Below are 26,186 nucleotides of genomic sequence, written 5' to 3'. Positions count from 1 at the left end.
ATTATAAGGTTAATTTAAGTTTTTTAAATTATGATAACGTTAGTTTAAATCGACCCTGAGTTTTTTTTCTATTCGTTTAATGGTGTTCCAATTTCTTGTAGTGATATCCTTCCCAAAATACCTTTCTAAAGCTTCCATTCCTTTAGGAGTTTTGGCTATAGAAAGATCTAAGATACTGATTATTTCTTTGTTACTTTTTTCCAGGATTGTATAAGATTTGTCATTATTAGTCCAGGGAAAATCTAATTCAGTTTGAATATCTTTTCTCAAAAATGAAATATACAATCGAATATCTTTTGTATTTACAATATCTCTAAATGGATTACGCTCTAACAAACGATATATCATTTCCGATTGTCTTATGATTGTCGGAACAGGAAACCCAAAAACCTTTTCTAGATGTTCAGAAATTGTTTTTTCAAGATTTTTTAAGTCATTGTTTATAGAGTCAAATATTACGTTCCCCGAATTTAAAATTGTCGCTACATTTTTGAAATTTAATTTATGCATTTCTTCACGAAGTTCGATCATAGGAACTTTATGATAACCACTCACATTAATTCCTCTTAAAAAAGCGACATATTGGTTCATTTCATTATTTTTTACAAAGATCTAAGGTTATTCTCATCTTTATTTACGATTATTACTTGTTATCCAATTCTTTATGCCATACTCATTACAAAGTTCATTCATTTTTTTTGAAAAAGCTTTTTTATAATAATCGGGCATTTCAGAACCCTTTTTGAAATAGTTTATATATCGATTTTCTAATTCGGGATAATGCTTTTTTATAGCATTTAACACTAGAGTTTTACTATCGGCCTTGTTATTACCAAACAAAGTAATCGTTGCAGGTAAAATATAATCGATGTTACTTTTTTTAAAGGTAGAGAACATTGTGTTTAAATGTGCTGTGGTGTCTGAAATAAATGGTAACAAAGGCATTAAGCTGACTCCTGTCAGGAAGTTCTCTTTTTTTGTTTTATGTAAAGCAATTAGTCTATTAGAAGGTTTGGGAGCTCCTTTTTCGAATATTTTAGATACGTTATCATCAAGTGTAGAGAAGGAGAAAGAGACGATGACGCCATGATCTAAACGATGAGTGAGATCATTGGGAAGAATAGCGGTTTTGTTTATTTGATGTAAAAGATCAAAATCTCTTTCAATTAAATCAGATTTGGTGATGATATGTACAGGAAACTTATGCTTAGCAATTATTTTAAGAGCGCTTCTGGTCAATTGATACTCTTTCTCTACTTTAAGATAGGGGTCTGTTGCTGATGAGAGTACTATAATTCCGTATTGACCTTTTTTTACCCGATTAAATAATTGACGGTCTAATATTTCAATTGCATTTGTTTTAACCGATAAGCTTTCTTCAAGATTTGTCCCGTATTTACTTCCTCTAATATAACAATATAAACAATTGAAAGAACAACTACTATATAGATTAAGTGTGTAGTCATCTAAAAACCAAGAATCTCGTCTCTTAGTTTTGTTTAAAACCGATTTTACTTTAATTTCTCTTGGCATAATTATTTCTGTTTAAGCCTATTGAAATTTTGGTTCTAAACCAATGCGCCACTTGATTGGGGTTATCAATTTCATGTCTATAAAACTTAATAATATCTGGATGAAATTTTGCAGTGGTTTTCGCAGCCCAGCCTACTCCTTGTCTTATTTCTTTGTCTTTTGTATTTGCCATTGATAATAATAATGTAAAAACGGTTTTTACATTCTTTTTATCTAATCCCTTTTTAATCGCATAATGAATGCCTGCTCCTAAGGAACGTATAACCCAATTAGACTCATGAGATGATAATTTTTTTATTTGAGATATTGTAGATTTTGGTTGATGTAATAAAGCAAACCCAAAAACGCGTTCTCCAATAATATCACAAACATACCAGATGTCTGCATCTGCAATGTATGCAGTGGCTTTACTAATAGATTCTGTAAAATTTTCCTGTAATCTTTTTTGTAACATAATTCCTAAAATTACATTTCCGCCTTCGGTTTTTAAGGATTGAATTTTATCACAAAAAGATAACTGCTTATTTTGAGGAACTTCTTTATAAAATTCTTCTGCGCAGTATTCTAACAATGGAAATTTAACTTTATTTGAAAGAATTAGAGTATTTAGCTTAGAAATACATTGTGTTAATCCATCAGAGTGATATTCTAACAGACATTTTTGAAGGAGTTCCTTAATTTCAGATTTCTTTGTTATTACTCTCAATGTTACTTTTGATTATCTAAAGGTTCTAATTATTAATAGTACTAGTTTTTATTTTCTTAGTTAATAGTGCACGTTGATTATCTTTAAACCCTTGTTTTAAGTATAAATGATTAGCACTTTTATTATGATGTTCTACTTCCAGATGAATTGCATTAATTTTAAGGTTTTGCGATTGTTTTTCAATAAATTCTAATACCATTTTACCAATGCCTTGATTTCGAAAATCATCTTTAATGTAGAATTCATCGATAAATGCATCGTGTCCTCCATATTCAAAGCTAAATCCAAATATTAAAAGGATGTATCCGATGATATTAGATCTATTTTTAATTAGATATAATCTCCCTAATGATTGCTTGTTTGTAAATTCGATTAGGTTTTTTTCTCTAATTTTTGCGTCAAAAGGGTAACCATCTATAGTATTGAAATCCTTCATCATTTGAAGGATATCAGAAATATTTTCATTGCTATATTCTTTACATACAATTTCCATGAGTTTTTAATTATGACTAAATTACTCTAAATTTTGTGTACAATATAACTTTATGATTGGCAGTTCTATTGGTGAGTATAAATTAAAACTTTAATTTTTTTTCATTGCTGCAATCAGATTTTTTTTTGCTGATTCTAAAACTCCATGTAATTCTGTTAGCGTAATTTCTTTAGCGTTATTGAAATCGACAAGCACATGATCGTATTTTTTTGGATATTTTTCTTGTATAGCTTCCCTAACAAATTTTAAAGCAGGTCTTAAGTGCCGATATTCTCCATCAATTGTCATAGATGATTTATATAGTGCACAGAAAAGACTATAAGAATCATTAGAGTTACATATTCTATTATCATTTTTATTCCAATCATCATTAGAGTCAAGTAATTTAATAGTGTTATCAATAATTTTTACTTCAATCTCATTCGGTTTGAACCAATTTCCTTGTAATTGAGCATCTTGAAAGTTAAATTCTTTAATGACTATTGGTAGTATTTTTGTTCCATCTTCAAAATTTCCGGCATAATACCCATCAGTATATTGAATAAGCGTTGCAACTCTATGGGGCTTATTTGGCCACGAAATCTCGACAAATCTTTGAATTGTATCATTTTTAATTACGGTGAATTTTATAGGGGATTTTCCGTATGGAGCCAGAACGATACTTGTTAATGCTCTACCTTTTTTGATGATGTTATATCTTCCTTGAAGTATTTTTCCATTGTCATCAGTATAAGTTCCAAACCAAAGTTCTTCTTTTTGAGCAAAAAGAGTAGTGGAAGAGGCAATTAAGAAGATGAAAAGAAATAAGTGTAAATAAGATGATGATTTAATTTTTTTGATTGAAGAATTCATATTCTTATATATTTAGAGATTCTATTAAATATAAGAGTTGTTTTAGGTCAAATTGTTACAGGTCAGTATATTATAGTTTGTTTTTGTTTTCATAAAGATGAAAAAGATTATAATTGTTACATAGATAATTAATTATGCATTGTAGCTTTCATTTTTTAGATTATATATTCCCCATATCATTACAATTAAAGGAGACAGACTTACTCAACCTTCCAAACGCTAGTCCTCCCATAAAGATAATATTAGTAAGTGTAGCATTTCTCCAATGCTCTGATTTTCTGATTCCGATAACCCAATATATGGCAAATGCAATGTACAGTCCCATAATTGCTCTGAAAATATTTTTCAGCTCTAGATTATCTACCTTAAATTCAAAAATCAAAGGAAGAATCTTATTAGGGTTGAAACCATAAAGTAAAGGTGCTCCAAAAACAACAGTAGCAGATAAACCTAAATGCAAGTTCTTAATCGTTTTATCCAAATAAGTTATTTTTCAAGCTTATTATTATTATTATTATGGTTTTGTAAATGAAATTTAATAAATGTAAAATTTTCAGATCATATAAATATATTAAAAAAGTGCTAAACTAGTAAGCTTGCACTTTCTTGACTGTGGTACTAAACTTTACAGATTAACTCCACCAGAGACTTCAATTCTTTGTCCGTTTATCCAGTTAGAATCATCCGTACACAAAAAGGCAACTACAGGACCAATATCGGTTGGTAAACCGACTCTTCCTAATGCAGTTGTTGACGAAATATAACTTTTTAATTCTTTATTATCTCTTACAATTCCACCTCCAAAATCAGTTTCTATAGCACCTGGAGCAACTATATTTACTCTTATTTTTCTACTTCCCAATTCTTTTGCCTGATATTTTGAAAGCACCTCAACTGCCCCTTTCATTGATGCATATGCCGAAAATCCATTTTGAGTAAACCGGGTCAACCCAGATGAAATATTGATGATTCCTCCACCATCATTTAAATATGTTAAAGCACTTTGAGTTACAAAATAAGGAGCCATTAAATGTATATGAACCATATCTTTAAAATTCTCTAAGGTTGTGGTTTGAAAAGGTTCATAAACTCCTGTTCCAGAGTTATTTATAAGAAAATCAAATTTGGTTGTATTAAATTGTTTATGTAATACTGAAGTTAATTTTTCATTAAAAAAAGCTTTGTATTGGGAGTGGTCTGACACATCCAATTGTATAGAAAATGCTTTTTGACCTATTTTTTGAATTTCAGCAACTACTTTTTCTGCTTCTGTTTTGTTTGAATGAAAGGTAAGGATAACGTTCAGTCCTTTTTTTGCAAGGTTTATCGCCATATCTTTTCCTAAACCTCTACTTCCACCAGTTACTAATGCTATTTTACTTTGATTCATTTTGTACTGTTTTTTTAATTATTTAATAGTACAAAGGTCAAGAGTATATGAAGGAAAAAGTTACCTGTTTCAAATAGATATTTGCAAAAATCAAATAATAAACTCTTTCCTGAATCGAATAGGTGAGTATGTTGTATGTTTCTTGAAGAAATTTGAAAAATGAGCCGTCTCTTCAAAACCAAGACAATTTGCTATTTCCGAAATATTCCAATTAGTATGTGATAAAAGTATTTTTGCTTCTTGCAAAAGTCTGTCAGCAATTATAGTAGTGGTAGATTTATTTGTAATTTCTTTTAATGCTCTATTGAGATGATTTACATGTATGCCTAATTGGTTAGCAAATTCTGATGCTGTTCGTAGTTTAATTTGTTGTCTTACATTTTCTATTGGAAACTGTCTTTCCAGAAGTTCTAAGAATAAAGAGGATATTCTTTCGGATGCATTGGATTGATAGTTAATTGAAAGGTTTGTAGGTTTTAATTTTATGGCAGAATGAATGAGCTCAAAGACAAGATTTCTCAAAACATCATATTTAAATTCATAATCAGAATTTATCTCAGTAAACATTCGTTCGAATATTTTTGAAAATTCAGTAATATTATCAGATGTTAAGTCAAAAATAGGGTTACCATCGGATTTAAAAACAGGGTATTTATTTAGGTCACCAAATTGGCTGAAAAAGCTTTCTGTAAAAACACAAAAGTATCCTTTTAGTTGTTTGTCTACTTGTTCCCAATTGTACGGGATTTGAGGATTTGCAAAGAGTAGCCCTTGTTTATTGATTTCTATAACTTTATCAGCATAATGTACTTTACTTTTACCAAGTATCAGGCTTATTTTATAATAATCCTTCCTGCTGTAGGGCATGGGTTTAGGATTTGGACCAGAAAATTCTTCTGTCTGAAACACATTAAAATGTCCGATTTCAGTTTTTAAATTATCAGGAATCCAATTTAAGTTTTTAGAGTAGAATTCTTGTAGTTTAAGCGTTTTATTCATATCCTAAAGTTATGAAATTCAAACATAACATCTGAATATGTAAAGTTTTATTGGTTTTACTTTTTATATGAGTTAACGTTTTAATAGAAAATATATAAAAAACGCAAGTAATAAGAACTTGCGTTTAATTTGATAATTGTTAGTAATAGGTTATACTTTACTTCTTTTGTAGTAAGTTACTATACTTGCTTTTGCTATCGTATTATTCCATAGATAATATCCTACTACTGCTGGATTAGTACTTTTGCTTAGCCCAAGATTATTGGTTTTTAAAGCATAGACTGTGATTATATATTGATGCAAACCATGACCTTCTGGAGGGCAAGGTCCACCATATCCATTTGTTCCGTAATCTGTAATGCTTTGGATTGAACCTTCTGGAGCTAAATTCAATTTAAGGTTTCCTGCATTTGATACCAATTCGTTTTTATTAGATGGAATATCAAATACAATCCAATGCCACCATCCACTTCCTGTAGGAGCATCTGGATCGTACATTGTTATAGCAAAACTTTTTGTCCCTTCTGGAGCATTTTTCCAAGATAATTGAGGAGATTGATTTTTTCCGGTACAACCGAAACCATTAAACTCTTCGTTGATAGTTGCTTCCCCGCCTAAGTCCTTACTAGTTAAGGTAAACGTATGTTGAGCAAACATGACACTCGATATCATCAATATGATTCCTAAAATAATAGTTGTTTTTTTCATAATGTTTTTAATTAATTATGAGTACAAATTTATTGACAACTATAAAAGATGCTGTGTGTAATTAAGCTCAAAAAGTATTGATAAAAGGTCAATCTAATTGATATTGTTTTGGTGTGATTCCAAACTTAGCTTTAAATGCCTGTATAAAATTGGATAAACTTTCATAACCAATTTCTTCGAATATATCAGATGGTCGTTTTGATTTGTTTTTTAAGAGAAAAGCAGAATACTCTAGTCTTTTATCTTGAAACCATTTACTTGGTGAACTATGAAAATGTTTTTCAAATTCTCTTTTGAATGTGGATACACTCATATTTGATAAAAATGAAAGTTCTTTTATGGTGAGTTTATTTAATTTATTAGTTTCTACGATTTCAATAAAGTGTTGTAGTTGACTATCAACATCAGAAATTAATGAAAAAACAAAATCAGGACCTTTGATATGAATTAAATATAATATTAATTCCTCAAATTTTATTTTAAGCAGTTTCGCCTGAATTTGAATATTAAGTTTACTAATGTCAATGAGCCCTTTTACAAACGTTTTTAAAAAATCATCATATTGAAAGGAATAAATAGATTCTTGATTATAGTTACCAGTGTTTTCTATTTTGTACTTTTGGATACATTCAAAAAGGGATTCATCTGAAAAGAAAAATAGAATACTTCTATAATTGTCTATAGCGTTAGGAAGTTTTTCTGTCATTAAGCAGTGCCCCATCTTCATTAATAAGAAGTTTGATTTTTCTATTGAAATTGATGTCGTATCCGAAAAGACCTCTTTACTTCCCTCGATCAAAAAACTAAATGTATTCTGTTGTAGAGATACCATTTGTTTGAAACATTCTTTGGAAGTTTGATAATCAAATACTTTAAAGGTTGAGGAACCTTGTAGCCTTAAGTCATCGGGTAAATTAATTATTTCCATTTTTCAATTCTCTTCTTATTAGAAATAAAATCTATTTCATAACAATTTTGTGTTCTTAAATTCGATTCTGCTGGTTTTTTTGTTCCATAATTTTTTATATCCAATGATTTTTCCATCTTCAATTTTTAAGACTAGATCTTTTAAGAATTTGTATTCTATTTCTTTAGGGATACTATGTACCTTAATTTCAGAATTTTGAATTAACTCCCAATGATAATCAAGCTTAGAGGTAATATATTCGGAGCCACAGCTTGAGATTTCTTTTTCTACTATTGAAATGTTTTCTTTAGTGAATTTTAGAATTAAATAGACTTCTAGACCAGCACATGGATCAGGTTCTGGAGTTTCTTCACAAACAGATCCAATATTTGAAATGAATGTTTGATTGATTAAAATATCATATTCATTTTGGGCATTTAATCCTAAAAAAGAAGAGATGAGTATTAGAAATGTTATGGATTTTTTCATGATATCATAATATTTCAACACTGTTTCTTCAGTGCTGTAGCATGGTCCTGGTTATGGAGTAATTTAATTGATAAATGACAAAATAGCTTCGTTATTTTCTGATGCTTTTTTATAAAAATCTAAAAAATCTTTAAAATTATCAAATAAGAATTCTATTGCTTCACTTTCAGTCCAAATTTCTGGATAAATTCCTTTTTCAATCATATCAGTCCCACTCACCTTATTTTTAAGTTTATCGATGTCAAGTTTTTGAAGTTCAGAATTCGTTTCTGTTACTTGTTCAGAAGTCAAATATTGAGCGGGTCCATAACCTAAATCTTGTTCTTCATCCAAAATTTGAAAACTAAAAAATGCTCTTGTTAAGATATTTGGTTCTTCTAATTCTGCCATTCCTTTTCCTGTTAGTAAATATTGTATTCCTTCCCAGGATTTATCTAAATCAAGATTCCATTCTGCATCATAATTCTCCTCGCTATATATTTTGTTTTCAAATAACTCAGAGTTTTCAAGAAATGTATTTAATTCATTTTGACTAACTCTTACGATATTTCCAATCATTCCCATGTTTGATGTTTTTTAATTGTTAAATTATTTAGTTGCAAATTTGACTATTATAGCTTTCCACTTTTCCCCGAATAGGTTTCCTTTTTCCATACCAAATTCTTTGCGTTCTTGACTAGTAGTGTAAATGTCCATTATGTTAAAAGTGATATTATCAATTTCTGGCACCTCTTTAAATTCAATTATTCTCCCTAGTTTCAAACCGGATAATTCTGCTATTGTTTCTGCTTTTTCCTTAGTTTTGTTTATCAACTTCTTAAATAAACGTTTTTCAGACTTTAACTCTTCTTCGTATTCCATTTCACCAATTGAAGCTATAATGTAATCCATTGTCTTTAATTCTGCAGTCAATGTATTCAAATCTATAATATTATTGATTTTAACGGCATATCCAGATTTCATAAATCCAATATAGCTATGTATTTCATAATTTTCATTGTGTAATATTCTAAATTGATAACTTTTGCTTTTTAAAAAGACTCCAAGTTCATTAAACTTTTGATTCATTTTTGCTCTTGCTTCTTTTTCATTCTTTTCTCCATCTTGCGAAAGCCTAAGAAATCTTGAATCATCAATAGTTACATTGTATTCAAAACTTAAAGGCTTAATTTTAATCGAATCGCGGATTTCAACTTCTATAAATCCTGATTGAGAATATCCAAGAGAAGTAATTAAAAAAAGAGTATAAAATATATTTTTCATATTTCAAATATTACAGACATGTTATAAATATGTGTCATGACATGGCAAAATGTTACCTATCCATCTACAACTCTAAACCGATTTTATAATTTTTTCTTTTCGGTTTATGAATACTTTTATTGTTTAAAATCTCTTTTGATTTGCTCGATAAACAAACTCTCTGTTTCTGAAATTTTATTGAGACTTGCAATAAACCAATCTCTTTGCCCTTGATTTGCTTCAAAAGGAATTATTTTTAACTGCTTATTCTGTAAAAATGGAGTAACTGCCCATTTTGCCATAACTGAAATACCCAAATTAGCACTTACCAATTCTATGATGGCTTCGGTTAGTTGAACTTTTTGAATAGAATTTACCAAACTGATATTATTTTGTAGAATGTTGGTCAAAACATAATTTTTCTCTTCGGGAATATCATAGAGAATTAAATTTTGATTTTTAAGATCGGATAATTCAAGATGTTCAGAATCACCCAAATCATTCTCTTTTGAAAGAATTACAACCATTTCATCAGTAATCAATGGTTCAAAATGGACAGATGGATTATTTGCTGTATTGCTTACAATTGCCATATCAATCTTACCTTCTATGAGATATTGAAGAGGTTCTTTTGTAGCTTCAATATTGATCTGAACATTGATTTCGGGGTTATCCTTTCTAAATTCCTGAACGACTTTTGGAAGCCAATGGTAGCAGGTATAACATTCTGTAGTCAAACGGATTTTTTTCTTTTTACCTTTTTTGATTTCATCCAGTTCAGAGTTAAGTAGATCGATAGATGCTAATAGCTTCTCTGAGGTTTTGAATATTACTTGTCCGGTCTCTGTGAGTATTAACTTTTTATTCAGGCGATTAAATACTTTTAAACCAATTTCTTCTTCTAGTTTTTTTAACTGGTGACTTAGTGCAGGTTGGGAAAGGAATAATTTCTCTGAAGCCTTGGTCACAGAACCTTCTTTTACAATCACGTTAACTAGTTTCAAATTTCTTAAAGAAATACCCATTATGCAGTAAATTTATGGAAATGATGAAATTAATTCATTTTCTTCATATAATCAAGAATTATACCTTTGAGTGATAATCTATAACACCCAAATAATGGTACAACAAAGTCAAACAAGATCGAGTTATTATGAAGTATATGGCAGCAAGATGCACGTACTCGAATATGGAAAAGAAAAGGGAAGTCCAATACTTTTTCTACACGGCAACCCTTCTAATAGTTTTTTATGGAGAAACATCACTCCATATGTAGAAGGAACAGGATATCATATTATTGTGCCAGATCTAATCGGCATGGGAAAATCTGATAAACCAGCTATTGATTATACGTATATGGAGCAATATACTTATATAGAAAAGCTTATTTCTATATTGAATCTAAAGGATATTACTTTGGTACTACACGATTGGGGCTCTGGACTTGGTTTTAATTACTTTGCTAACCATCCTGAAAATGTAAAAGCTATTGTTTTTATGGAGGGGATAATCCAAGATATAGGAACATTTTTTCCAAAAGAGAATATTGAGTTTTTCAATACATTAAGAGGTCCAAAAGGATGGAAAATGATTGCAGAAGATAACCTATTCTTAAATGAAGTTTTACCTACCTGGGTATCCAGGGTTTTGACAGAAGAGGAGTTGGAGGCTTACAAAGCTCCATTTAAGACTGTAGAAAGCAGAAAACCAATTTGGAAGTTCGTATCCCAAGTCCCCTTAAACGGAAAACCTGAATTGACAGCTTCGATCGTACAACATTATAGAGAAAAATTACAACAATCTTCAATTCCTAAACTCTTTTTTTATGCAGAGCCAGGAGCATTTATGCCAGAGCCTGTTCGTAATTGGATTATTGAAAATATACCAAATTTAGAGTCTGTGAATATTGGTAAGGGAGTTCATTTTATTCAGGAGGATAATCCTGATTTGATAGGTGAAAAGATCAAAGAGTTCATGTTAAAGCTTGAAAGCTAAGATAAAATAGCGGTTTGAACTAATATCCAAACCGCTATAATTTTTATAAATATTGATAATTTCTTATTTATTCTACATGAGTAAATAGTTTATTTACAATTTTCCAATCATTATTGATTTTGGTCAAAGATAAATAGTCGTAATAATTATAACCTAACATAGGAACGTGTAGTTTTACTATGGCAATTTTACCAATAATGTCAATTCCTATGATTTTCATCTTTAAACTTTCATTTAAATCTTTAGGACTTTTTCTATTTTTTACACCTTCAAGATATTCGCTTATACTTTTTAGATAATCAGCACCATTGATATCTCCATATATATTTACATTTTTGTGGAAACAAGATTCAAGCTTGGTTACATCTCCGTTAAAAATGCCTTGAAAGTAATTATCGATTAGAGTTTCGACTTGTTTTATATTTTCTTTATACATCGTTTGTTTTTTTTAGATAGCGTGGCCAACGGTATGTCCTCCTGCTACATTAATTGTTTCTCCTGTTACAAAATTTGAAGTAGCTAAATAGTAAGCTGCTTCGGCAATTTCATTGGCTTCTCCGATTCTATTTAGTAAATGTAATCCAGCTAAACTGTCAGCATCTTCAATTCCGATTTTTCCTTGCAAGGGACTTCTGATTATTCCTGGAGCGATTGTGTTTATCTTTATATTTTTTTTCCCAAATTCAGCGGCTAATTGCCTTGTTAAAGAATGTATTGCGCCTTTGCTTGTTAATGGTGCTGTAGCAGGAAATCCATCTATAGCATGTTCTACCAAAACAGTTCCAATATTTATAATCGAACCACTTTTTTGCTTTAACATTGCTGCAATAGCAGCTTGTGAGGTGAAATAAGTTCCTTTTAGGTTTACATTCCAATAAAGGTCTAAATCTTTTTCTTCAACATCTAAAAAAGGTTTTGGAGAAAATACTCCCGCATTATTAATCAACACATCTACAGCGTTAAATTTATCTAATGCCAGAGCAATGAGTTTTTTACCTGTTTCTTGTTTGCTGATATCACCAAATAAATACATTGCATTAGAAGGAGAACCAAGTTCTTTGTACGCAGCTTTTAAGTTTTCTTCATTAGAAGAATTCATAATAACGTTACTTTCTCTTTCTATAAAGTGCTTTGCAATTGCTTTACCTATTCCGGTGGATGCTCCTGTTATAATTACTGTTTTATTTTTCATTTTCTTTATTTTTTGGTTCCTAAATATTGATTTCCATTAACTCCCCAATTTTGGATGGGTACTTCGTCAATAACTACATGAGTGGTTTTGGGATCTTTGTTGAGTACATCGACCAGTAGCTGAGTAACTCCAGCTATTAATTGACGTTTTTGTTCTAATGTTACTTGTTCATCAGTAACTTTAATATTAATGTATGGCATAATTTTTTTATTAAATTAATAGTCATACAAAGGTGCTAGGTAATGAGAATAGTACACAGGAGGTATGTCACTTCTTTAAAGTGATGTAGATCACATTTTGAAGGTGAAAAGAAAAGAAAATTATGAGTTTAACCTACTAAGTGTCTCTCTGGAAACTCCTAAATAGGCTGCGATCATTTTTTTAGGAACACGCTGTAAAAGGGTAGGGTATTGTTCTAGAAGTAAGTTATATCTTTCTTTTGCAGAATTTTGTAAAAGTGATAAAATTCTATTCTGAAGTCCAATTCGACCAATTTTACTTTTTTTGGCCCAAAAACGTTCCATCTTATGCATTTCTGCAGTTAATCGTTCCCTATTTTCATATGTGATATATAAAAGTTCACTATCTTCAATACAATCGATAGAGGTTTTAGATGCGACTTGTTTTACAAAAGATTCATAATCCGTAATCCACCAATTTTCCATGCCAAATTGGATAATGTGTTCTTTTCCATTATCATCAACGAAATAGCTTTTCAGACAACCATTAATAATCCAATATTCTTTATTAACGAACTCTCCTTCTTGAATAATATATTGATGTTTACGCTTTTTGATTTGCTCAAAATGACTTAAAACAAAATCAAACTCTTCATCGGTAAGGCTAATGATTTCTTCGATATGTTTTCTAAGAGGATGTGTCATTTTAATTGTTGATAGCAGTTAGTACGTAGTAAGTAGGGTAATAGAAGACGATAAGTTTTTAGGTTTAACAAATTTTGTGAACAGCAATACATTCTTCCAAACCATAGAATGATTTTTTACTACATACAATGGTATTCACTTTATATTTTAATTTTTTCAATGATTTCATATAACTCATTTTTTCCATTATCAGTTGCGAAAGAAACAATAAACGAAAGACTAAATCCTTTTGTTACTGTAGAAATATAATGTTGAATTACTGTTTTATTCATATGGTCAAGCTTAGCTTCCATAATGTAAAAAGTAGATTTCCCGATTGTTTTTTCATACACTTCTTTTTCAAAATAATATGACATTTGAGATTGTTCCAATAACTTCTTTGCGTGAAATAGATAATCACTTCCGTTTTTAATCCCAGGGAAATTATTGATATTTTCTGCAACAACCATGAATGAAGGGTTAAATTCGACTGCCGAACCAACTTCATGTTTAAAAACGGCTAGGAGGTAGGCTGTATTTACCTGTGATGCTTTAACGATTGCTTTTAAGTTTTTGTCCTCTCCTGTAGTTAATTCACTACCCATTTCTATAATATTGTTCATCTGTTGTTTGTCTTGAACAATCCAATTGGGGTCAAATGAGATTTCCATATCAAAATATTCATTTTTATATGAACCATTTTCGGTTTTTCCAAAATCAAAGTTGTCTGGTAATTTCTTTTCTTGATTTGTACAACTTAGAGTCGTTATCGCAATAATTAAGTAAATAATTTGTCTCATGTGTGTTTTATTAATACTAACGTTATAAGTATGTATCTCAACTTAGAAAAATGTTACCCTACCATGGATAATTTTGTTAAATCATAATGAAAACAGGACAACCTTCGGTTATTCAATCCCATCATAGATTTTCTAATCGATTATTAATGATTCATGCTTTTGGTTTTTCTTCTATATTTCATACCATTTGGTGCTATTGGCCAATCTTCTTTTTCGTGAAATTTATATTGCAAAGCTCTTGAAATCATTTGTTTTATCTTTTCTCCACTATGCTTACCAACAATATGTAAAGCTGCATCTATTCCTGAGGTAATTCCAGAAGAAGTAATCAACTTGCCTTCATCTACAAATCGTACATCTTTGATCAACTTTATTTTCGGATATTGTTTAGAAAAATCATCTGCTACAAAATAATGAGTAGTAGCTTTTTTATGATCTAAGGCGTTTGTATTTGCTAATAAATAAGAACCAGTGCATATGGAGACCGTTTTTGTCTTTTCTTTAGCATTCCAATCTGCTATAAAATTAGTAAATGTATTATTTTGGACTAAAGTATTAATAACAGGCATACTAGCTCCTGGAATTATTAGGTAATTAGCATCTGGCATGTCTTTAATACTATAATCTGGTTTTAATCTAATGGTATTATTTTCTGTTCGAATTATCGATGTATCTAATGCAATTGTAAATATTTCATATTTTCCTTTGGTCAATTTTTTTGCTTTGGAAAACACCTCAATCGGTCCGGCAAAATCTTGTAAGACTACATCCTGATATATCAATACTGCAATTTTCTGGGTTTCTGTTTCATTTTTTGTTGATCTTGTAATTGAGTCCATCAATGCATTATGATTCATCTCTTGGGTGAAACCATTTAGAGTAATTAGATTTACAATAAAGATGATGGAATAGAGTATAAGTGTTGTGTGTTGCATTTAGAGTAAAACTATGTTTTGTATACGATTTTAACTATTTGTATTGAATTAATAATGGAAATAAGAGAATATTTATCAGGGATAAAGATACTTAATATCAGTTAGTTTTTGATACTGTACTTAGCTTGTTGTAGTATGAAAACGTTGTTATAATTAATAATACGTTTTATTGTGTTTTGTATTTAACTTTTATCTGTAATACTTTTAATTTTTCCATTTTCGAACTTAAATTCTGATTTGCCTTTCACCTCTAAAATTTCTCCTGTTTTTAATCCATTGGGTAGATCTATAGCCAAAATTCCTTTATAGTCAATTTCAATAGTAACATTTTGTTTATCAAATTTCCAAGACTGAATGATTTGTTTACGCTGTTTAAAATAATGTTTTGCCGATTCTGCTTGATTTTTAAACTCAAGTATTCCTTCAGTTCTAAAATCCACTTTTCCATTAGACATATTCTCAAAAACAATTTTTCTGTCTAAATTTTTCAACATTCCATCTATGTCAAACTCATTATATGATGTAACATAGTTTTCAATCATATTTTTTTGCTGTTCTTTCATATCTATTCAGGTTTGAAAACTTAACGTAAGAATTTGTGCGGTACATAAAACAATGCAGTTAGTTATATAATCTAAAATACTAATAAATTCGGATTGCTGACTTCAAAAAGGATAAATCACATTAGATTGCTATAGAGAATTGAATATCTGTTATTACATATAATTTGTAGGTTTGTTTTATAATTACATCTGAATACATATCATCATACTTTTATAACTTGTATAGAGTGTTTATGAAGAAGAAAGAAAATGAGACTAAAAGAATAAAGAAACCCTGGCCAACCAAAGATGCTATGGAACAGGTATATGAAATGAAACTTTGGGGTGATAACAAAACTAATTTTTACTCGGGTATAGGGTCACATCACCCCGAATTGGTACATCCATATATTGATGTTTTGACATCATTCTTATCATCCTTCAAAAAAAACCTTGTGGTATGTGATTTAGGTTGTGGAGATTTTAATGTAGGAAAAGAATTGGTAAAGCATACCAAAAAATATATTGCGGTAGATATAGTAGAAGACCTGATAGAATATAATAAAGAAAGATTTAAAGATGCGAATTTAGAATTCTATTGTTTAGATCTTGCAGAAGATGATTTACCCTCTGGAGATTGTGCTTTATTAAGACAAGTACTACAACATTTATCCAATACTGAAGTACAAAGAATAGTAAATAAATTAAACGATTATAAATATGCTATTGTAACAGAACATTTACCTAAAGGAGATTTTGTGCCTAATAAAGAAATTATTTCTGGACAAGGAATTAGACTGAAGAAGCAAAGTGGCTTAGACTTATTGGCTCCACCATTTAATCTTAAAGTAATAGAAGAAAAACAATTATTGTCTGTTATTTTAGATGACAATAAAGGACGTATAGTAACTACACTTTATAAAATTTTTTAAATTTCACTTAATATTGATATTTATGTGCTTCTTTTCGTTCTTAGCTAAGATCTTTATACATAATATAAGTATTAACAAATCCTAATTTTGAGTGCCTAAATCCATTTGGAGTAGTTCCAATTATTTTAAATCCATATCGTTTCCATAATTCTACAGCACCTTTGTTTGTGCTAACAACAATATTAAATTGAATACTTTTATATCCACTTTCTTTAGCTGTTTTTATAGAGTGTTCACAAAGTTTTTTTCCAATTCCTTTTCCTTGAGCATTAGGACTTACCATATAACTACAATTTGCAATATGATTTCCCAAACCTATTTGATTAGGTTTGATAACGTATGTTCCGAGAATAGTTTTATTTTCTTCAATGATAAAAGTTTGCATATAATCTGCAAACCAATATTTTTTTAAATCAGATTTAGGTGTTTTTGGATCGAAAACATATGTGTCTCCTGTTGCAATAACCTTTGAAAAGATACCCCAAACTTGATTATAATCAAGCTCTGTTGCTTTGCGTATATTCAATTTTATTTAGATTTAAAATTATCTATAACATTTCGACGATGATATTAGCACAGGATTAAAGCAGTAAACTTTTAATTGTATTTATGAGATCAACTAAAATTTAATTTACACTTAGTCCTTTGTCAATTCTAATTCGTTTAAGAATCTCCATATTTTTTCATTTAACATTAATCTTTGTTCTTTTGAAAATTTTCCATGACCTCCTCCTTCAATAGTTACTAATTCTGTTTTAATGTTATTTGCTTTTAATTTTTCATAAAGAAGCACAGACTGTTGATATGGAACATATGGATCTTTGGTACCATGTATAATTAGTATTGGGGGACTATTTTTATCTACATAATAAAATGGTGAAACAGATTCTATAAATTCTTTGTTTTTATAAGCATCACCCAGCCATCTTTTGACAGATCCCTTTATCATTAATGTTAAATCTGATGGTGCGTATTTATCAATAATTGCAGCTATTTTAATTTTAGTATCATATTCACAGTTCGTATCAAATTTTCTATTATTACCCAATAAACCGGTCATAAGAGCCAAATGACCTCCTGTAGAACCTCCCATTACAACGATCTTGTTAGTATCAATGTTTAATGCTTTAGCATGTTTATACAAATATATTAGCGCACATCGAAGGTCTTCAATCGCTCCAGGGGCTGGAGAAACGTCTACCAAACGATATTCTACATTGGCAACAGCAAATCCTTTCTTAAAAAAATATCCAAAACCAGTTTGTGACTCTTTAACACCATGATTCCATCCTCCGCCATGAATATTAATAACAATGGGAGTTGGTTTTTCTGAAATCGGATTAGTATATATATCCATACGACCTTCCCAATGCTCTATTTTGGTATAGACTACGTCAATTTGGGCTTTATAATTATTTGGATACTTAACGGGTTTATATGTGGTTTCTTGACATGATACATTAAGAAAGGACCCCAACGAGAGTATGACCAATAAAAAATATCTTTTCGTATATAATTTAGATTTCATAATAAATAGGTATAATAACAAAGCAAAACGTTACTCATTCAGTGATTTTTCTGTACTCTTTTTAATCTTTTACTTCTAAAACTTTTCAATACTATAGCTTATGTACAATAATTCTTGGTATTGCCTTCAGTTTTTACCTATGTAAAATCTGTCTTTCTGCTCTAGATTTTAATTTTCGAAACAGGGATAAAAGAGTAATTCCTAAAAATAAAGAATATCCAATAATTAATTTCACTTTTCCTAGATTGGCTAATATAAAAACTAGCCCGGCTAATCCGATACGACCTCCTCCACGTAATTCAAAAACGGTTCCGTTATCGATTTCAATTGCATAATACATACTCCATATAAAAACTCCGGTTAAAATTAGTATGGCAAAGATTTGAGCTTTACAATAACTTAAAAAAGTTGGTAATTCAGATTTATATTTTAATCCTTTAATATCATCTTTTAAAAAATCAAAAATTTCGTTTTTTATTTTTTCATCCTCCACATTGAGCTCCTCTTCTGAGTCCTTTCCAAAGAATATCTTTATATGCTTAATCCCCTTTTGGTTAATTATTTTTTTTATGTATTTGTAGGGTATACTGAATAATTCCTTTTCAATTTCATTATTTGTGGAAGTTTCTATATTATAATTGAATTTGTTTATTTTTTCAGGATCAAGATTCCCTTTGTAAATAGTTTGATTTTTAATCAAAATTAACTTGTCAGATTTAGCTTCAGAAAGCTTCCAGAGTTTATTCATTTTTATACTTTAACCTATTTTTTAATTAATGTCAACATTTAATATATATGTCATGATAGAGCAAAATGTTACCTAGGTATTTACAATTATACATTGATTTTATATTTTTACTTCTAAAACCATAACAGTAATTTTCTCTTATTTCTTTTTTCAATTCACATAGGTTGGTTATTGATAGTTTTTATTTTGTCCATCCAACCTTTTTTTGCCATTTTTTAATTTCTTGTTTCCTTTTTTCAAAATCAATTGGCGGTGATTGATTTTCATTTTTAGCTTGTGTTCTTATAATTTCTGTCTGTTCTTCAAGTGTATTAAGTCCAATTGATTTTCTTCTTTGATTTACTTTGGTCAAATCGTCAAAACTATATGGACTTAACTCTTTGTTTTTATCCCAATCAAATTGAGTTCCATAACGTTGTGGTTTACCTTCAAATACAGCTATTCGGTCAGTTAGATACGCTAGATTTTTTGGATTTGCTTTATTATCATTTACAGCCTTTTCTAATAGTTTCTCACACTTTTTCATAAAAGAAGGTTGCCCGATCGAATGTTGTATAATTAACCAAGTTGCTTCATTGGCTTGTTTACCTACTTTATCAATTGTAGGGTAACCGATTACATCTATTATTTCATCTAAAGCTTCAGCATTTTTGTTGTGCAATTTCTCCATTTCTTTGTTATATCCTTCATCGAGTTGTCCAGTTTGTATCAGCTTGTCCCTAAGTTCAAGGTCCGCATTTTTTAATTCAATTATTCTTTTTGCAATGTTTTTGTAATCCATTTTATTGTTCCTATTGACTTAAATTACTAAATATGATAATTCTTGTTCATTCACATTCATCAAAGTGAAATAGAATGAGGTATCTCTATTAGATTTATCTCCTTTTTTTAGATAAAATTGTTCTTTAGTTTTTTTGAATCTTTAGCCATTTGCTTCTTAATATTTACCGTGTTTTTACATCTTAGCTAGAGATTGATTAATAATATCAGATATTTCATTTGCTTTATTTACGATCATAAAATGACCACCTCCTTTAATCCATATTGTATTATCTATATTTCTATTTGTAAAAATTCTGTCTTTACTACCTTGAATATGTATGATATTATACTTTCCCTGGGAGAAGTTTTTCCATTGCATAATCTTATCAATAGCCCAGACCATGAATCTTTCATCAGTATCATTAATAATTGCACTTAATAGTTTAGATTCTTCTTTTGACTCTGTACCAAAATAATAATCGGCAGTTAATTTATTAGACCATTTGAGGATAAATGAAGGTATAATCTTATATATTTTGGTAAAACTAGCTAGCTTTAGATTAAGTCCATAGTCTTTAAAACTTTTGACACTTGAAATTATTATAAGTTTTTCTACCTGTATATGTTTAGCTATTTCTTGTACAACAATTCCTCCAAAAGAAACTCCAATAAGTATAATTGGTTTTGATCTATCAATTTGATCAATCAGCCTTTTTGAATAGGAGTCAAGTGACTCTTTTTTATTTGGTTCTAACCATTTAATAAAAGTTTCATTAGCATTTTCAATTTTTAAAAAAGTAAAAACTCTTTCATCTGCACCTAATCCACTAACATAATAGATGTTTTTTGTCATTTTTTTTCTAATTAATATGACGTTTATTTTTTTACTCTATTGTTTTTAATTCAATTTATAAAGGTTTAGTCCCATACAAGTAAACAACATGCAATGAGTCATTGGTTGTAACTTTCTTTCAAATATTTGATGATTATTCCTATTTGTCCTAAATGATATAAATCGTGGTGTAACATTCCGTTGATTACAAAGCTATATTTATAATAATCTTTAAAATCTGTATCATAGTACTCTTCCTCAAGAAACGTATCACTTTTTGATTCTAGCAGGTTTATTAATTTGGTTAGGGTTTTGTTATATTTTAATATGATATTTTGCCAACCCATTGGTTCTAATCTTTGATTATTCAGCCAATTTTCTTCACAATCGTCTGTTTTACTTCCTTTTCCGGTTCGAATCTTTAATATGGTTTCTTGTCTCCATAAGGTTAAATGAGAAATTATTTCTGCTATACTATGCAAACCTTTTATTGGTCTTGTGAAAAACAAATTTTCATCAATTTGATTCAATTTAGTATTAAAATTACTCCCAATCCATAATTTTCCGTTCTGGACTTCAATTAGTTGTTCAACTATGTGGTTGATTAAGGTATTCATTAAGTTGTTATGAGATATTCGTGTTTGACATATGACGCTAGTGAACTAAGTTAGCAAAAAAGGACAAAGAGTGACAAAATTTGAAATAATATCCTGAACTGTTTTAAGGGGTATAAACTTTCCTTATTGTATACTTTGTTTTTATATTAGAACCTTTAACAATTCTTCATAGGGATTACCAGTTAACCCTAGTAATTTAGCAAAAGCAGGTTCAGTTTTTAATCCTTCTTTTTTTAGTTTCCTAATGTCAGTCTTAAATTTTGCTCCCATTTTTTTCAAAATTTTATACTCAATCATCATATGTTTATATGCGTTTTGTTGTTGAGTAGGAATATTCTGCCCAAAAATTTCGATTTCAAAACTTTCGATTCTAAATTTTGCTAGTATTGATTTCACATTATTACAATTTATGGTTCTGATTTGAAAATCCTTTTCGTTTGCAAATAATTCAGTTAAAAGTATAGAGAACTCTTCATAATTTTTACATTCACAAATGATATCCAGGTCGCTGTTGGTTAAATCAATATCAATTGGAATTGTTCCTGTTAAAATTGGGTTATAACTTCTAAGGTGATCTAAAATCTTAATTTTTTTCAACACTTTATAGGCTTGTCGTTGACGTTTATTTCCAGATTTTAAATAATCAATTTTTGTGAAATCATTCATTTAGTACCAGTTAATTTAAGACGATGTACATAACAGTTTGTTCATGGTGAGTTATAGAAAATCGGTTGTAATTTTTTGTCAATAACTGATCAAGCCCCCTTGTTAATCTATTGGACGAGAGGTTGAAATCCACCATATACCATTCGTTTGGCATCAAAGATCATTTTTGAAGGATCTGTTAATGGGGCAATTAAGTTATTCATTCTCGGGTCTTTAGCGACCTTTTGATTTGCTAAGTCACGTGTTGCTTTTGAATCAAATACGACCCATCCAAATACAATAACTTCATCTTCTTTTGCATCTAAGAGTTCTGGGAAAGTACGTGTCCCTTCAAACATTAAATCCTCACCAACATACTCAAAATATGCTAGTGCACCATGTTCTTTCCAAATCTTTGCAACAGTTTCGGCAACATGTTTGTATTCGTCCAGATGATTTTGCGGAATGGGAAGGGCGAATCCGTCGATATAATTTGTCATGTTTTCTTAATCGTTTTTATTTAGAATCTATTTTTTGTTGTTAATCAACGATCTCTTGTAAGATTAGTAGATTTTTCTACTCACTAGCTTTTATTTTGCAAGCATAATATCATATTAAATATACAAAAAACATCTAGCTATTCCTTAATCGCTATGACATAACACCTGGTAATTTAGGACGTTATTTTCTGTTTTTGTACAGTTCAATTGCTTTTAAGAACTTTATTCCCCCAGTTTCTGTTTGGTCGTATATGAATCCATTTAATTCAGGATGATTTTCGTCAATCCAGGTTAAGAGTTTAGTTTTGTTTTTCTCCCAAGTTTTTTCATTAAAATTCACGTAATCTATTTCTACAGTAACTATTTTATTTTTTTGAAACCTTATACTTTGATTAGTTATAAATGGTTCTTCATGAAGGAAAAAGATTCTTTTATCCATTTTTGAAATCTTTGCTTTAATAATTCCGTCTTGTTGCTCTATTTCTAGTATTTCATAGTTAGGATCAAAAACAGAATCCCATTTTAGAAACTCCAGGTATTCGTTTTGAGAATAAACCTGTTTATATTCTCCTTCTTTTGTAATTAAACTATCCGCAAACCAAATCTTTATTCCAGTATAATCAGAATTGTCAAGAACCTTAAAGTATTGCCTTGCAATTTCAAGTTGATCAATTTCTTCCTTAGAAGTTTTACAGGATATAAATGCAATTGTCAAAAACGATAATAGGATTATAATTCTATTCATATATTTTAGATTAAGTATAAAAACCTTATGTGTTTTGATACATTGTTACCCACTGTTTTTTTTAAAATTAGTTTTCTTAATGAAGACTTACTACTTTCTTAATTTTCCATTTTCCATTTTGATTATTCCAGATTAATATAAACTTCATAGGTATTGATTCAGCATCCGGCTCTTGATTGTTGTAATATTTATGAAAACCTATTTGTACTGCTCCATAATCGTGAATCGGATATACCTCAACACTTTCTTTTAATAGTGTTCTTGTTACTTTTCCACAAATATTACGTTTGGTTCCATCAATAATATCTTGTTTTGAGGTCATTAATCCACCTTTGTCATGAAAGAATTCTATATCATCACTATAAATGTCTGCTTGCTTTTTTAAATCACAAGTATTGTAGGCGTCAAAAAACTCTTTATCCATAGCTAATATTTCATTGAATAAATTCTTGTTTGCTGGAGTATATTGCCTTATTTGATTATCTTTTTTCTCTGATTCTGATTTACATGATAAAAATGAGATTGAAATAATTAAGTATGTAAATAATATAATTGCTTGTTTCATTTAACTTTATTAATGGTTTATGGCGTACAGGTAATGTTTAATATATGTGTCGTAGTCGTGTAAATTGTTACTTAATTGGCGACAATATTATGTGTTTTTTACCTCTTTTTATCTTGTGAGGTAATTATGAATAAACACGATATTTATTATAATTAAAATCCAGAATAAAGTTCCATACCATCGAACTTTTCTAGCTTCTCGTGCCTTTTCTTCATATCCATACTTTTCATATCGTTCAAATTCTGACGTTGAAAAATGATCATACTTTCTCCATCTTTGCATAGGAATAAAAAATGGTAAAAAGAAAAGGGGTATCCATTCTCTCGTTGTCAAAGGAGCAGTTTTGCGATTATTTTGGAATTTTTTATACTTGATGTACTCAGTCTCGACTTCTGATAACTGTTTTTGAGTCAGATTCCGAGTTTCTAATTCTAATTCAGCTTTTTTAACGTCATTTTTATTGACTCCATTTTTGATGAGGTCAAACAATTCAATATTAGTATATCGGTAAATCTTTTTATGATTCATGAATATCCAATTCACATAATGTACAACGTTTATTAGGTTTTATTGTATCAAGGCAAAATGTTACCATAATACGATCTGTAAATCTACGCGGATTTTATAACTTTTTCTTCATACTTCATACAAACTTGATGACATATCAAATATGCTAGAACTAATAAGTTATTACTTCATCATACTTCTTGATGTTAACGAATCTTTGGTTTTACCACCTTTCTTCCAATTTCTCAAAATTACCTTCATAAAAGAGTAGAAAAGCTTCAAGCCCGTCATTTTTTGTTTGCTCGGGGATTACACTACAGAAATCTTTATCGTAATAATCATATTCGATAAGTCCGAACCACTTTTTCCTCTTTCGAGTTATTGGTCTTTTGAAACAAACATAAAATTCATAATCATTTAATTCACCAACTATGGAAACCGATATTAATTTTCCATCATTATTTTCAACATTTAGAGAAGGAGAGCAATGAATGTTTTTGTCATCTGCATTCAGTTGTTCCTCTAACAATTCTTTCCAAGGGAATTTTTCATATTTATTTACAAATTCTTCCTTAGATAATAATCTTTTATTTACCAATTCGGCTTTTAAAGGGTGAGATTCAGAATATTTTAATTTCGAATAGGCCATTAGAATTTATGTTTGCTAACATGATTATGAAAGGTTAGTTGTATCAGCAAGGACTAAGTTAGTAAAAGCAAACGAGACGAGCCAGAGGCAAATACGTAGAATTTTACTAGCATACACAGAACCTATAATTAATTACATGTGGTATTGTTATCGCTATTTTTTTAGTTTCGACACTCATTTACAATATCTTTCATTAAAGAATCAAACTTTTGTTCTTCCTTAGAATTATAATCAGTTAGAGTGTCTTGATAGACTTCAAATTCTGTATAACGTATTGCTAAAGGTGATTCTGTTGAAGAACTTCCATCAATCATGATTCCGCCAATTCCTCCAGAACCGATCAATCGAATTCCCGGAACATGTTGAGTTCTATCTGAATCATTCTCATATCGTTCAATTTTTGTTCTTTCTTTGTTTTTGTTGACAAAGTAGTATTTGTGGTCAATAATTCCGCCTTCAAATTCAGGCTTAATAATTAAAATTCCGTTATTAGGTATTTCTAAAACTCGACGTCCATTTTCTATTAAAGGTTCTATTCCACAATCTTCTCCGTAAACTATTATTATTTTTCCAGAATAATTCTCTGGTATGAGGTAGGTTTCTGGTTTTTCAGTATTAATTTTAATCCAAATGGGCCAAAATAAAATTACAAGAGTAATCATAGAAAAAATCCATATGATTTTTGTTTTTAATTTTTTTTTACTCAGTGAAATGAGAATTATCCCAATAATAAAAATGGGTAATCCGATAAAAGTAAAAAAAGCCATAATGGTCAATCCAATTCCACCTAGTATGAGAAATGCAATTCCAATATTGAAAAGTATGTTGCTTGTTCTTTGATTCATTCTAACGGTATATTATCCTTAGTACTTTTTTATTTCCATTTCCAATTTAGTTCGTCAATATATTCGGTTCCCAATTCTGCCAGACGTCTTTTAAATTCAGCTTTATCCTTAATCGAATGTTTTGGAACAATAAGTGATAAATCGGTTGTCAATTTTATAAAGAAATGGTTTTTTGTTTCAATTAATTCTTTAAGTTCAGTTCCGTTTATTTTAGTTTCAGAAGTGAAGTCTTTTGCCTTTACAAAATTTTCATCAAGGATAATTTCTACGGACGTATCAATACGGTTTTTATAGTTTTCTTCAACGTATTTTTTAAAATGCCTTTTGTATCTCCAGCTTGAATAAATAGGGTAGAAGGCAAACCATAAAATTGCTGTAATTCCAAAAACTAAAATTCCAATGTAATTTTTGTCCTTAAGAGTCAAGTATAATCCATATATCAAAAAAATAATTGGAATTATAATTCTACTATTTTGACGTTTCTTTTTATGGGATTTAGATTTTGAAGATGCGTATAGTTGATATTCTAAAAAATCTAAGTTGGTAAGTTTATAGTTTAGATTCATTTTTGGTAGTAATGGTAGCGCTAAATATATGAATAGGAGAGGAGCAAGTATGTTTGAACCAATCGATCTATTTACACAATTTTTATTTCTTGTTTAAGT

Annotated in this window: 37 protein-coding genes; 2 read left to right on the top strand and 35 right to left on the bottom strand. The window is 29.5% G+C overall.

From position 1 onward, the window contains the following. Nucleotides 1-39: 39 nt before the first annotated feature. From PQF96_RS21160 to PQF96_RS21095, 14 genes are all read right to left on the bottom strand, one after another. The gene (locus PQF96_RS21160; RefSeq protein WP_271768138.1) at nucleotides 40-591 is read right to left on the bottom strand and encodes a DUF1697 domain-containing protein; all 552 of its coding nucleotides are present in this window, start codon (nucleotides 589-591) and stop codon (nucleotides 40-42) included. Between the two features lie 39 nt (nucleotides 592-630). Beyond that, nucleotides 631-1,533 carry an SPL family radical SAM protein gene (locus PQF96_RS21155; protein ID WP_109435318.1) on the bottom strand — a complete coding sequence of 301 codons (903 nt, stop codon included), beginning with the start codon at nucleotides 1,531-1,533 and terminating at the stop codon, nucleotides 631-633. Continuing rightward, nucleotides 1,517-2,239, bottom strand: a complete 723-nt coding sequence (locus tag PQF96_RS21150; RefSeq protein ID WP_143916623.1) for a DNA alkylation repair protein — start codon at nucleotides 2,237-2,239, stop codon at nucleotides 1,517-1,519. The genes PQF96_RS21155 and PQF96_RS21150 overlap by 17 nt, the downstream gene beginning before the upstream one ends. Before the next feature lie 25 nt (nucleotides 2,240-2,264). Then, nucleotides 2,265-2,732, bottom strand: coding sequence for a GNAT family N-acetyltransferase (locus PQF96_RS21145; RefSeq protein ID WP_109435320.1), 468 nt, complete (start codon nucleotides 2,730-2,732; stop codon nucleotides 2,265-2,267). 90 nt (nucleotides 2,733-2,822) lie between these two features. Then, on the bottom strand, nucleotides 2,823-3,584 hold the full coding sequence (locus PQF96_RS21140; protein WP_271768136.1) for a hypothetical protein: 762 nt from the start codon (nucleotides 3,582-3,584) through the stop codon (nucleotides 2,823-2,825). A gap of 160 nt (nucleotides 3,585-3,744) precedes the next feature. Then, nucleotides 3,745-4,065 (bottom strand): DUF4345 domain-containing protein, encoded by a 321-nt coding sequence (locus tag PQF96_RS21135; protein WP_271768135.1) that lies wholly within the window; start codon nucleotides 4,063-4,065, stop codon nucleotides 3,745-3,747. A 144-nt stretch (nucleotides 4,066-4,209) separates the two neighbouring features. Continuing rightward, on the bottom strand, nucleotides 4,210-4,974 hold the full coding sequence (locus tag PQF96_RS21130) for an SDR family oxidoreductase (RefSeq protein WP_271768134.1): 765 nt from the start codon (nucleotides 4,972-4,974) through the stop codon (nucleotides 4,210-4,212). 90 nt (nucleotides 4,975-5,064) lie between these two features. After that, a complete protein-coding gene (locus PQF96_RS21125) occupies nucleotides 5,065-5,973 on the bottom strand; it encodes a helix-turn-helix domain-containing protein (protein WP_271768132.1) in 909 nt (302 codons plus the stop codon). A gap of 150 nt (nucleotides 5,974-6,123) precedes the next feature. Continuing rightward, a complete protein-coding gene (locus PQF96_RS21120; RefSeq protein WP_271768131.1) occupies nucleotides 6,124-6,681 on the bottom strand; it encodes a YbhB/YbcL family Raf kinase inhibitor-like protein in 558 nt (185 codons plus the stop codon). Nucleotides 6,682-6,769: 88 nt separating this feature from the next. After that, nucleotides 6,770-7,609: a helix-turn-helix domain-containing protein gene (locus PQF96_RS21115; protein WP_271768129.1), complete on the bottom strand. Its 840-nt coding sequence runs from the start codon at nucleotides 7,607-7,609 to the stop codon at nucleotides 6,770-6,772. 36 nt (nucleotides 7,610-7,645) lie between these two features. Further along, nucleotides 7,646-8,077, bottom strand: a complete 432-nt coding sequence (locus tag PQF96_RS21110; RefSeq protein ID WP_109435326.1) for a hypothetical protein — start codon at nucleotides 8,075-8,077, stop codon at nucleotides 7,646-7,648. A 63-nt stretch (nucleotides 8,078-8,140) separates the two neighbouring features. Continuing rightward, nucleotides 8,141-8,635 carry a YfbM family protein gene (locus tag PQF96_RS21105; RefSeq protein ID WP_271768126.1) on the bottom strand — a complete coding sequence of 165 codons (495 nt, stop codon included), beginning with the start codon at nucleotides 8,633-8,635 and terminating at the stop codon, nucleotides 8,141-8,143. A 30-nt stretch (nucleotides 8,636-8,665) separates the two neighbouring features. Then, entirely contained in the window at nucleotides 8,666-9,340 is a 675-nt protein-coding gene (locus tag PQF96_RS21100; RefSeq protein ID WP_271768125.1) for an SIMPL domain-containing protein, read from the bottom strand. Nucleotides 9,341-9,456: 116 nt separating this feature from the next. After that, nucleotides 9,457-10,323: a LysR family transcriptional regulator gene (locus PQF96_RS21095; RefSeq protein WP_271768124.1), complete on the bottom strand. Its 867-nt coding sequence runs from the start codon at nucleotides 10,321-10,323 to the stop codon at nucleotides 9,457-9,459. Nucleotides 10,324-10,438: 115 nt separating this feature from the next. On the opposite strand from PQF96_RS21095, the gene PQF96_RS21090 reads away from it, so the two are divergent. Further along, nucleotides 10,439-11,314: a haloalkane dehalogenase gene (locus PQF96_RS21090; RefSeq protein WP_271768123.1), complete on the top strand. Its 876-nt coding sequence runs from the start codon at nucleotides 10,439-10,441 to the stop codon at nucleotides 11,312-11,314. Nucleotides 11,315-11,381: 67 nt separating this feature from the next. Here PQF96_RS21090 and PQF96_RS21085 read toward each other — a convergent pair whose 3' ends face one another. The 7 genes from PQF96_RS21085 to PQF96_RS21055 all read right to left on the bottom strand — a co-directional run bounded on the left by PQF96_RS21085 (nucleotide 11,382) and on the right by PQF96_RS21055 (nucleotide 15,667). Next, entirely contained in the window at nucleotides 11,382-11,750 is a 369-nt protein-coding gene (locus tag PQF96_RS21085) for a nuclear transport factor 2 family protein (protein ID WP_271768122.1), read from the bottom strand. A gap of 12 nt (nucleotides 11,751-11,762) precedes the next feature. Then, nucleotides 11,763-12,506: an SDR family NAD(P)-dependent oxidoreductase gene (locus PQF96_RS21080; protein WP_109435332.1), complete on the bottom strand. Its 744-nt coding sequence runs from the start codon at nucleotides 12,504-12,506 to the stop codon at nucleotides 11,763-11,765. A gap of 5 nt (nucleotides 12,507-12,511) precedes the next feature. Further along, on the bottom strand, nucleotides 12,512-12,706 hold the full coding sequence (locus PQF96_RS21075; RefSeq protein WP_143916612.1) for a tautomerase family protein: 195 nt from the start codon (nucleotides 12,704-12,706) through the stop codon (nucleotides 12,512-12,514). A 120-nt stretch (nucleotides 12,707-12,826) separates the two neighbouring features. Further along, nucleotides 12,827-13,390, bottom strand: a complete 564-nt coding sequence (locus PQF96_RS21070; protein WP_109435334.1) for a Crp/Fnr family transcriptional regulator — start codon at nucleotides 13,388-13,390, stop codon at nucleotides 12,827-12,829. A gap of 140 nt (nucleotides 13,391-13,530) precedes the next feature. Continuing rightward, a complete protein-coding gene (locus PQF96_RS21065) occupies nucleotides 13,531-14,169 on the bottom strand; it encodes a hypothetical protein (protein WP_109435335.1) in 639 nt (212 codons plus the stop codon). Nucleotides 14,170-14,312: 143 nt separating this feature from the next. After that, nucleotides 14,313-15,104 carry a DJ-1/PfpI family protein gene (locus PQF96_RS21060; protein WP_271768121.1) on the bottom strand — a complete coding sequence of 264 codons (792 nt, stop codon included), beginning with the start codon at nucleotides 15,102-15,104 and terminating at the stop codon, nucleotides 14,313-14,315. Nucleotides 15,105-15,286: 182 nt separating this feature from the next. Next, a complete protein-coding gene (locus tag PQF96_RS21055; protein WP_271768120.1) occupies nucleotides 15,287-15,667 on the bottom strand; it encodes a nuclear transport factor 2-like protein in 381 nt (126 codons plus the stop codon). A gap of 233 nt (nucleotides 15,668-15,900) precedes the next feature. Between PQF96_RS21055 and PQF96_RS21050 the strand changes: the two genes are divergently transcribed. Further along, nucleotides 15,901-16,578, top strand: coding sequence for a class I SAM-dependent methyltransferase (locus tag PQF96_RS21050; RefSeq protein WP_271768119.1), 678 nt, complete (start codon nucleotides 15,901-15,903; stop codon nucleotides 16,576-16,578). Nucleotides 16,579-16,618: 40 nt separating this feature from the next. Here PQF96_RS21050 and PQF96_RS21045 read toward each other — a convergent pair whose 3' ends face one another. The 14 genes from PQF96_RS21045 to PQF96_RS20980 form a co-directional block, all read right to left on the bottom strand. Then, nucleotides 16,619-17,104, bottom strand: a complete 486-nt coding sequence (locus PQF96_RS21045; RefSeq protein WP_271768118.1) for a GNAT family N-acetyltransferase — start codon at nucleotides 17,102-17,104, stop codon at nucleotides 16,619-16,621. Nucleotides 17,105-17,215: 111 nt separating this feature from the next. Beyond that, entirely contained in the window at nucleotides 17,216-18,106 is an 891-nt protein-coding gene (locus tag PQF96_RS21040) for an alpha/beta hydrolase (RefSeq protein ID WP_271768117.1), read from the bottom strand. 133 nt (nucleotides 18,107-18,239) lie between these two features. After that, nucleotides 18,240-18,854 carry a hypothetical protein gene (locus tag PQF96_RS21035; RefSeq protein ID WP_271768116.1) on the bottom strand — a complete coding sequence of 205 codons (615 nt, stop codon included), beginning with the start codon at nucleotides 18,852-18,854 and terminating at the stop codon, nucleotides 18,240-18,242. 181 nt (nucleotides 18,855-19,035) lie between these two features. Then, a complete protein-coding gene (locus PQF96_RS21030; protein ID WP_271768115.1) occupies nucleotides 19,036-19,635 on the bottom strand; it encodes a DUF6624 domain-containing protein in 600 nt (199 codons plus the stop codon). A 174-nt stretch (nucleotides 19,636-19,809) separates the two neighbouring features. Further along, on the bottom strand, nucleotides 19,810-20,469 hold the full coding sequence (locus PQF96_RS21025) for an alpha/beta hydrolase (RefSeq protein ID WP_109435343.1): 660 nt from the start codon (nucleotides 20,467-20,469) through the stop codon (nucleotides 19,810-19,812). Between the two features lie 98 nt (nucleotides 20,470-20,567). Continuing rightward, on the bottom strand, nucleotides 20,568-21,065 hold the full coding sequence (locus PQF96_RS21020) for a DinB family protein (RefSeq protein WP_271768114.1): 498 nt from the start codon (nucleotides 21,063-21,065) through the stop codon (nucleotides 20,568-20,570). Nucleotides 21,066-21,206: 141 nt separating this feature from the next. Next, a complete protein-coding gene (locus tag PQF96_RS21015) occupies nucleotides 21,207-21,731 on the bottom strand; it encodes a DUF4269 domain-containing protein (RefSeq protein ID WP_271768113.1) in 525 nt (174 codons plus the stop codon). A gap of 107 nt (nucleotides 21,732-21,838) precedes the next feature. After that, nucleotides 21,839-22,210: a DUF1428 domain-containing protein gene (locus PQF96_RS21010; protein ID WP_271768112.1), complete on the bottom strand. Its 372-nt coding sequence runs from the start codon at nucleotides 22,208-22,210 to the stop codon at nucleotides 21,839-21,841. A 181-nt stretch (nucleotides 22,211-22,391) separates the two neighbouring features. Further along, a complete protein-coding gene (locus PQF96_RS21005) occupies nucleotides 22,392-22,955 on the bottom strand; it encodes a hypothetical protein (RefSeq protein WP_271768111.1) in 564 nt (187 codons plus the stop codon). 76 nt (nucleotides 22,956-23,031) lie between these two features. Beyond that, nucleotides 23,032-23,520 carry a nuclear transport factor 2 family protein gene (locus tag PQF96_RS21000; protein WP_200825098.1) on the bottom strand — a complete coding sequence of 163 codons (489 nt, stop codon included), beginning with the start codon at nucleotides 23,518-23,520 and terminating at the stop codon, nucleotides 23,032-23,034. Between the two features lie 108 nt (nucleotides 23,521-23,628). Then, nucleotides 23,629-24,048, bottom strand: a complete 420-nt coding sequence (locus tag PQF96_RS20995; RefSeq protein WP_271768110.1) for a hypothetical protein — start codon at nucleotides 24,046-24,048, stop codon at nucleotides 23,629-23,631. A gap of 202 nt (nucleotides 24,049-24,250) precedes the next feature. Then, nucleotides 24,251-24,676: a hypothetical protein gene (locus tag PQF96_RS20990; protein ID WP_271768109.1), complete on the bottom strand. Its 426-nt coding sequence runs from the start codon at nucleotides 24,674-24,676 to the stop codon at nucleotides 24,251-24,253. Between the two features lie 161 nt (nucleotides 24,677-24,837). After that, a complete protein-coding gene (locus PQF96_RS20985; protein ID WP_271768108.1) occupies nucleotides 24,838-25,521 on the bottom strand; it encodes a DUF6843 domain-containing protein in 684 nt (227 codons plus the stop codon). 29 nt (nucleotides 25,522-25,550) lie between these two features. After that, nucleotides 25,551-26,087, bottom strand: coding sequence for a YcxB family protein (locus tag PQF96_RS20980; protein ID WP_271768107.1), 537 nt, complete (start codon nucleotides 26,085-26,087; stop codon nucleotides 25,551-25,553). Nucleotides 26,088-26,186: the final 99 nt, after the last annotated feature.

The sequence above is a fragment of the Aquimarina algiphila genome (assembly GCF_947494415.1).
Classification (GTDB): Bacteria; Bacteroidota; Bacteroidia; order Flavobacteriales; family Flavobacteriaceae; genus Aquimarina; species Aquimarina algiphila.
Note: the sequence above shows the minus strand (reverse complement) of the source record. Positions and strands in the feature narration are given on the sequence as shown.

What these genes read in the sequence shown, in the direction of transcription:
- PQF96_RS21020 (WP_271768114.1), bottom strand. Translation starts at nt 21,065, where the DNA reads ATGAATACCTTAATCAACCACATAGTTGAACAACTAATTGAAGTCCAG.
- PQF96_RS21060 (WP_271768121.1), bottom strand. Translation starts at nt 15,104, where the DNA reads ATGCAACACACAACACTTATACTCTATTCCATCATCTTTATTGTAAAT.
- PQF96_RS21000 (WP_200825098.1), bottom strand. Translation starts at nt 23,520, where the DNA reads ATGAAACAAGCAATTATATTATTTACATACTTAATTATTTCAATCTCA.
- PQF96_RS21055 (WP_271768120.1), bottom strand. Translation starts at nt 15,667, where the DNA reads ATGAAAGAACAGCAAAAAAATATGATTGAAAACTATGTTACATCATAT.
- PQF96_RS21160 (WP_271768138.1), bottom strand. Translation starts at nt 591, where the DNA reads ATGAACCAATATGTCGCTTTTTTAAGAGGAATTAATGTGAGTGGTTAT.
- PQF96_RS21100 (WP_271768125.1), bottom strand. Translation starts at nt 9,340, where the DNA reads ATGAAAAATATATTTTATACTCTTTTTTTAATTACTTCTCTTGGATAT.
- PQF96_RS21075 (WP_143916612.1), bottom strand. Translation starts at nt 12,706, where the DNA reads ATGCCATACATTAATATTAAAGTTACTGATGAACAAGTAACATTAGAA.
- PQF96_RS21030 (WP_271768115.1), bottom strand. Translation starts at nt 19,635, where the DNA reads ATGGATTACAAAAACATTGCAAAAAGAATAATTGAATTAAAAAATGCG.
- PQF96_RS21145 (WP_109435320.1), bottom strand. Translation starts at nt 2,732, where the DNA reads ATGGAAATTGTATGTAAAGAATATAGCAATGAAAATATTTCTGATATC.
- PQF96_RS20995 (WP_271768110.1), bottom strand. Translation starts at nt 24,048, where the DNA reads ATGAATCATAAAAAGATTTACCGATATACTAATATTGAATTGTTTGAC.
- PQF96_RS21040 (WP_271768117.1), bottom strand. Translation starts at nt 18,106, where the DNA reads ATGAAATCTAAATTATATACGAAAAGATATTTTTTATTGGTCATACTC.
- PQF96_RS21115 (WP_271768129.1), bottom strand. Translation starts at nt 7,609, where the DNA reads ATGGAAATAATTAATTTACCCGATGACTTAAGGCTACAAGGTTCCTCA.
- PQF96_RS21120 (WP_271768131.1), bottom strand. Translation starts at nt 6,681, where the DNA reads ATGAAAAAAACAACTATTATTTTAGGAATCATATTGATGATATCGAGT.
- PQF96_RS21035 (WP_271768116.1), bottom strand. Translation starts at nt 18,854, where the DNA reads ATGAATAAACTCTGGAAGCTTTCTGAAGCTAAATCTGACAAGTTAATT.
- PQF96_RS20990 (WP_271768109.1), bottom strand. Translation starts at nt 24,676, where the DNA reads ATGGCCTATTCGAAATTAAAATATTCTGAATCTCACCCTTTAAAAGCC.
- PQF96_RS21125 (WP_271768132.1), bottom strand. Translation starts at nt 5,973, where the DNA reads ATGAATAAAACGCTTAAACTACAAGAATTCTACTCTAAAAACTTAAAT.
- PQF96_RS21070 (WP_109435334.1), bottom strand. Translation starts at nt 13,390, where the DNA reads ATGACACATCCTCTTAGAAAACATATCGAAGAAATCATTAGCCTTACC.
- PQF96_RS21050 (WP_271768119.1), top strand. Translation starts at nt 15,901, where the DNA reads ATGAAGAAGAAAGAAAATGAGACTAAAAGAATAAAGAAACCCTGGCCA.
- PQF96_RS21155 (WP_109435318.1), bottom strand. Translation starts at nt 1,533, where the DNA reads ATGCCAAGAGAAATTAAAGTAAAATCGGTTTTAAACAAAACTAAGAGA.
- PQF96_RS21025 (WP_109435343.1), bottom strand. Translation starts at nt 20,469, where the DNA reads ATGACAAAAAACATCTATTATGTTAGTGGATTAGGTGCAGATGAAAGA.
- PQF96_RS21010 (WP_271768112.1), bottom strand. Translation starts at nt 22,210, where the DNA reads ATGACAAATTATATCGACGGATTCGCCCTTCCCATTCCGCAAAATCAT.
- PQF96_RS21140 (WP_271768136.1), bottom strand. Translation starts at nt 3,584, where the DNA reads ATGAATTCTTCAATCAAAAAAATTAAATCATCATCTTATTTACACTTA.
- PQF96_RS21130 (WP_271768134.1), bottom strand. Translation starts at nt 4,974, where the DNA reads ATGAATCAAAGTAAAATAGCATTAGTAACTGGTGGAAGTAGAGGTTTA.
- PQF96_RS21105 (WP_271768126.1), bottom strand. Translation starts at nt 8,635, where the DNA reads ATGATTGGAAATATCGTAAGAGTTAGTCAAAATGAATTAAATACATTT.
- PQF96_RS21090 (WP_271768123.1), top strand. Translation starts at nt 10,439, where the DNA reads ATGGTACAACAAAGTCAAACAAGATCGAGTTATTATGAAGTATATGGC.
- PQF96_RS21110 (WP_109435326.1), bottom strand. Translation starts at nt 8,077, where the DNA reads ATGAAAAAATCCATAACATTTCTAATACTCATCTCTTCTTTTTTAGGA.
- PQF96_RS21015 (WP_271768113.1), bottom strand. Translation starts at nt 21,731, where the DNA reads ATGAATGATTTCACAAAAATTGATTATTTAAAATCTGGAAATAAACGT.
- PQF96_RS21065 (WP_109435335.1), bottom strand. Translation starts at nt 14,169, where the DNA reads ATGAGACAAATTATTTACTTAATTATTGCGATAACGACTCTAAGTTGT.
- PQF96_RS21085 (WP_271768122.1), bottom strand. Translation starts at nt 11,750, where the DNA reads ATGTATAAAGAAAATATAAAACAAGTCGAAACTCTAATCGATAATTAC.
- PQF96_RS20980 (WP_271768107.1), bottom strand. Translation starts at nt 26,087, where the DNA reads ATGAATCTAAACTATAAACTTACCAACTTAGATTTTTTAGAATATCAA.
- PQF96_RS21080 (WP_109435332.1), bottom strand. Translation starts at nt 12,506, where the DNA reads ATGAAAAATAAAACAGTAATTATAACAGGAGCATCCACCGGAATAGGT.
- PQF96_RS21005 (WP_271768111.1), bottom strand. Translation starts at nt 22,955, where the DNA reads ATGAATAGAATTATAATCCTATTATCGTTTTTGACAATTGCATTTATA.
- PQF96_RS20985 (WP_271768108.1), bottom strand. Translation starts at nt 25,521, where the DNA reads ATGAATCAAAGAACAAGCAACATACTTTTCAATATTGGAATTGCATTT.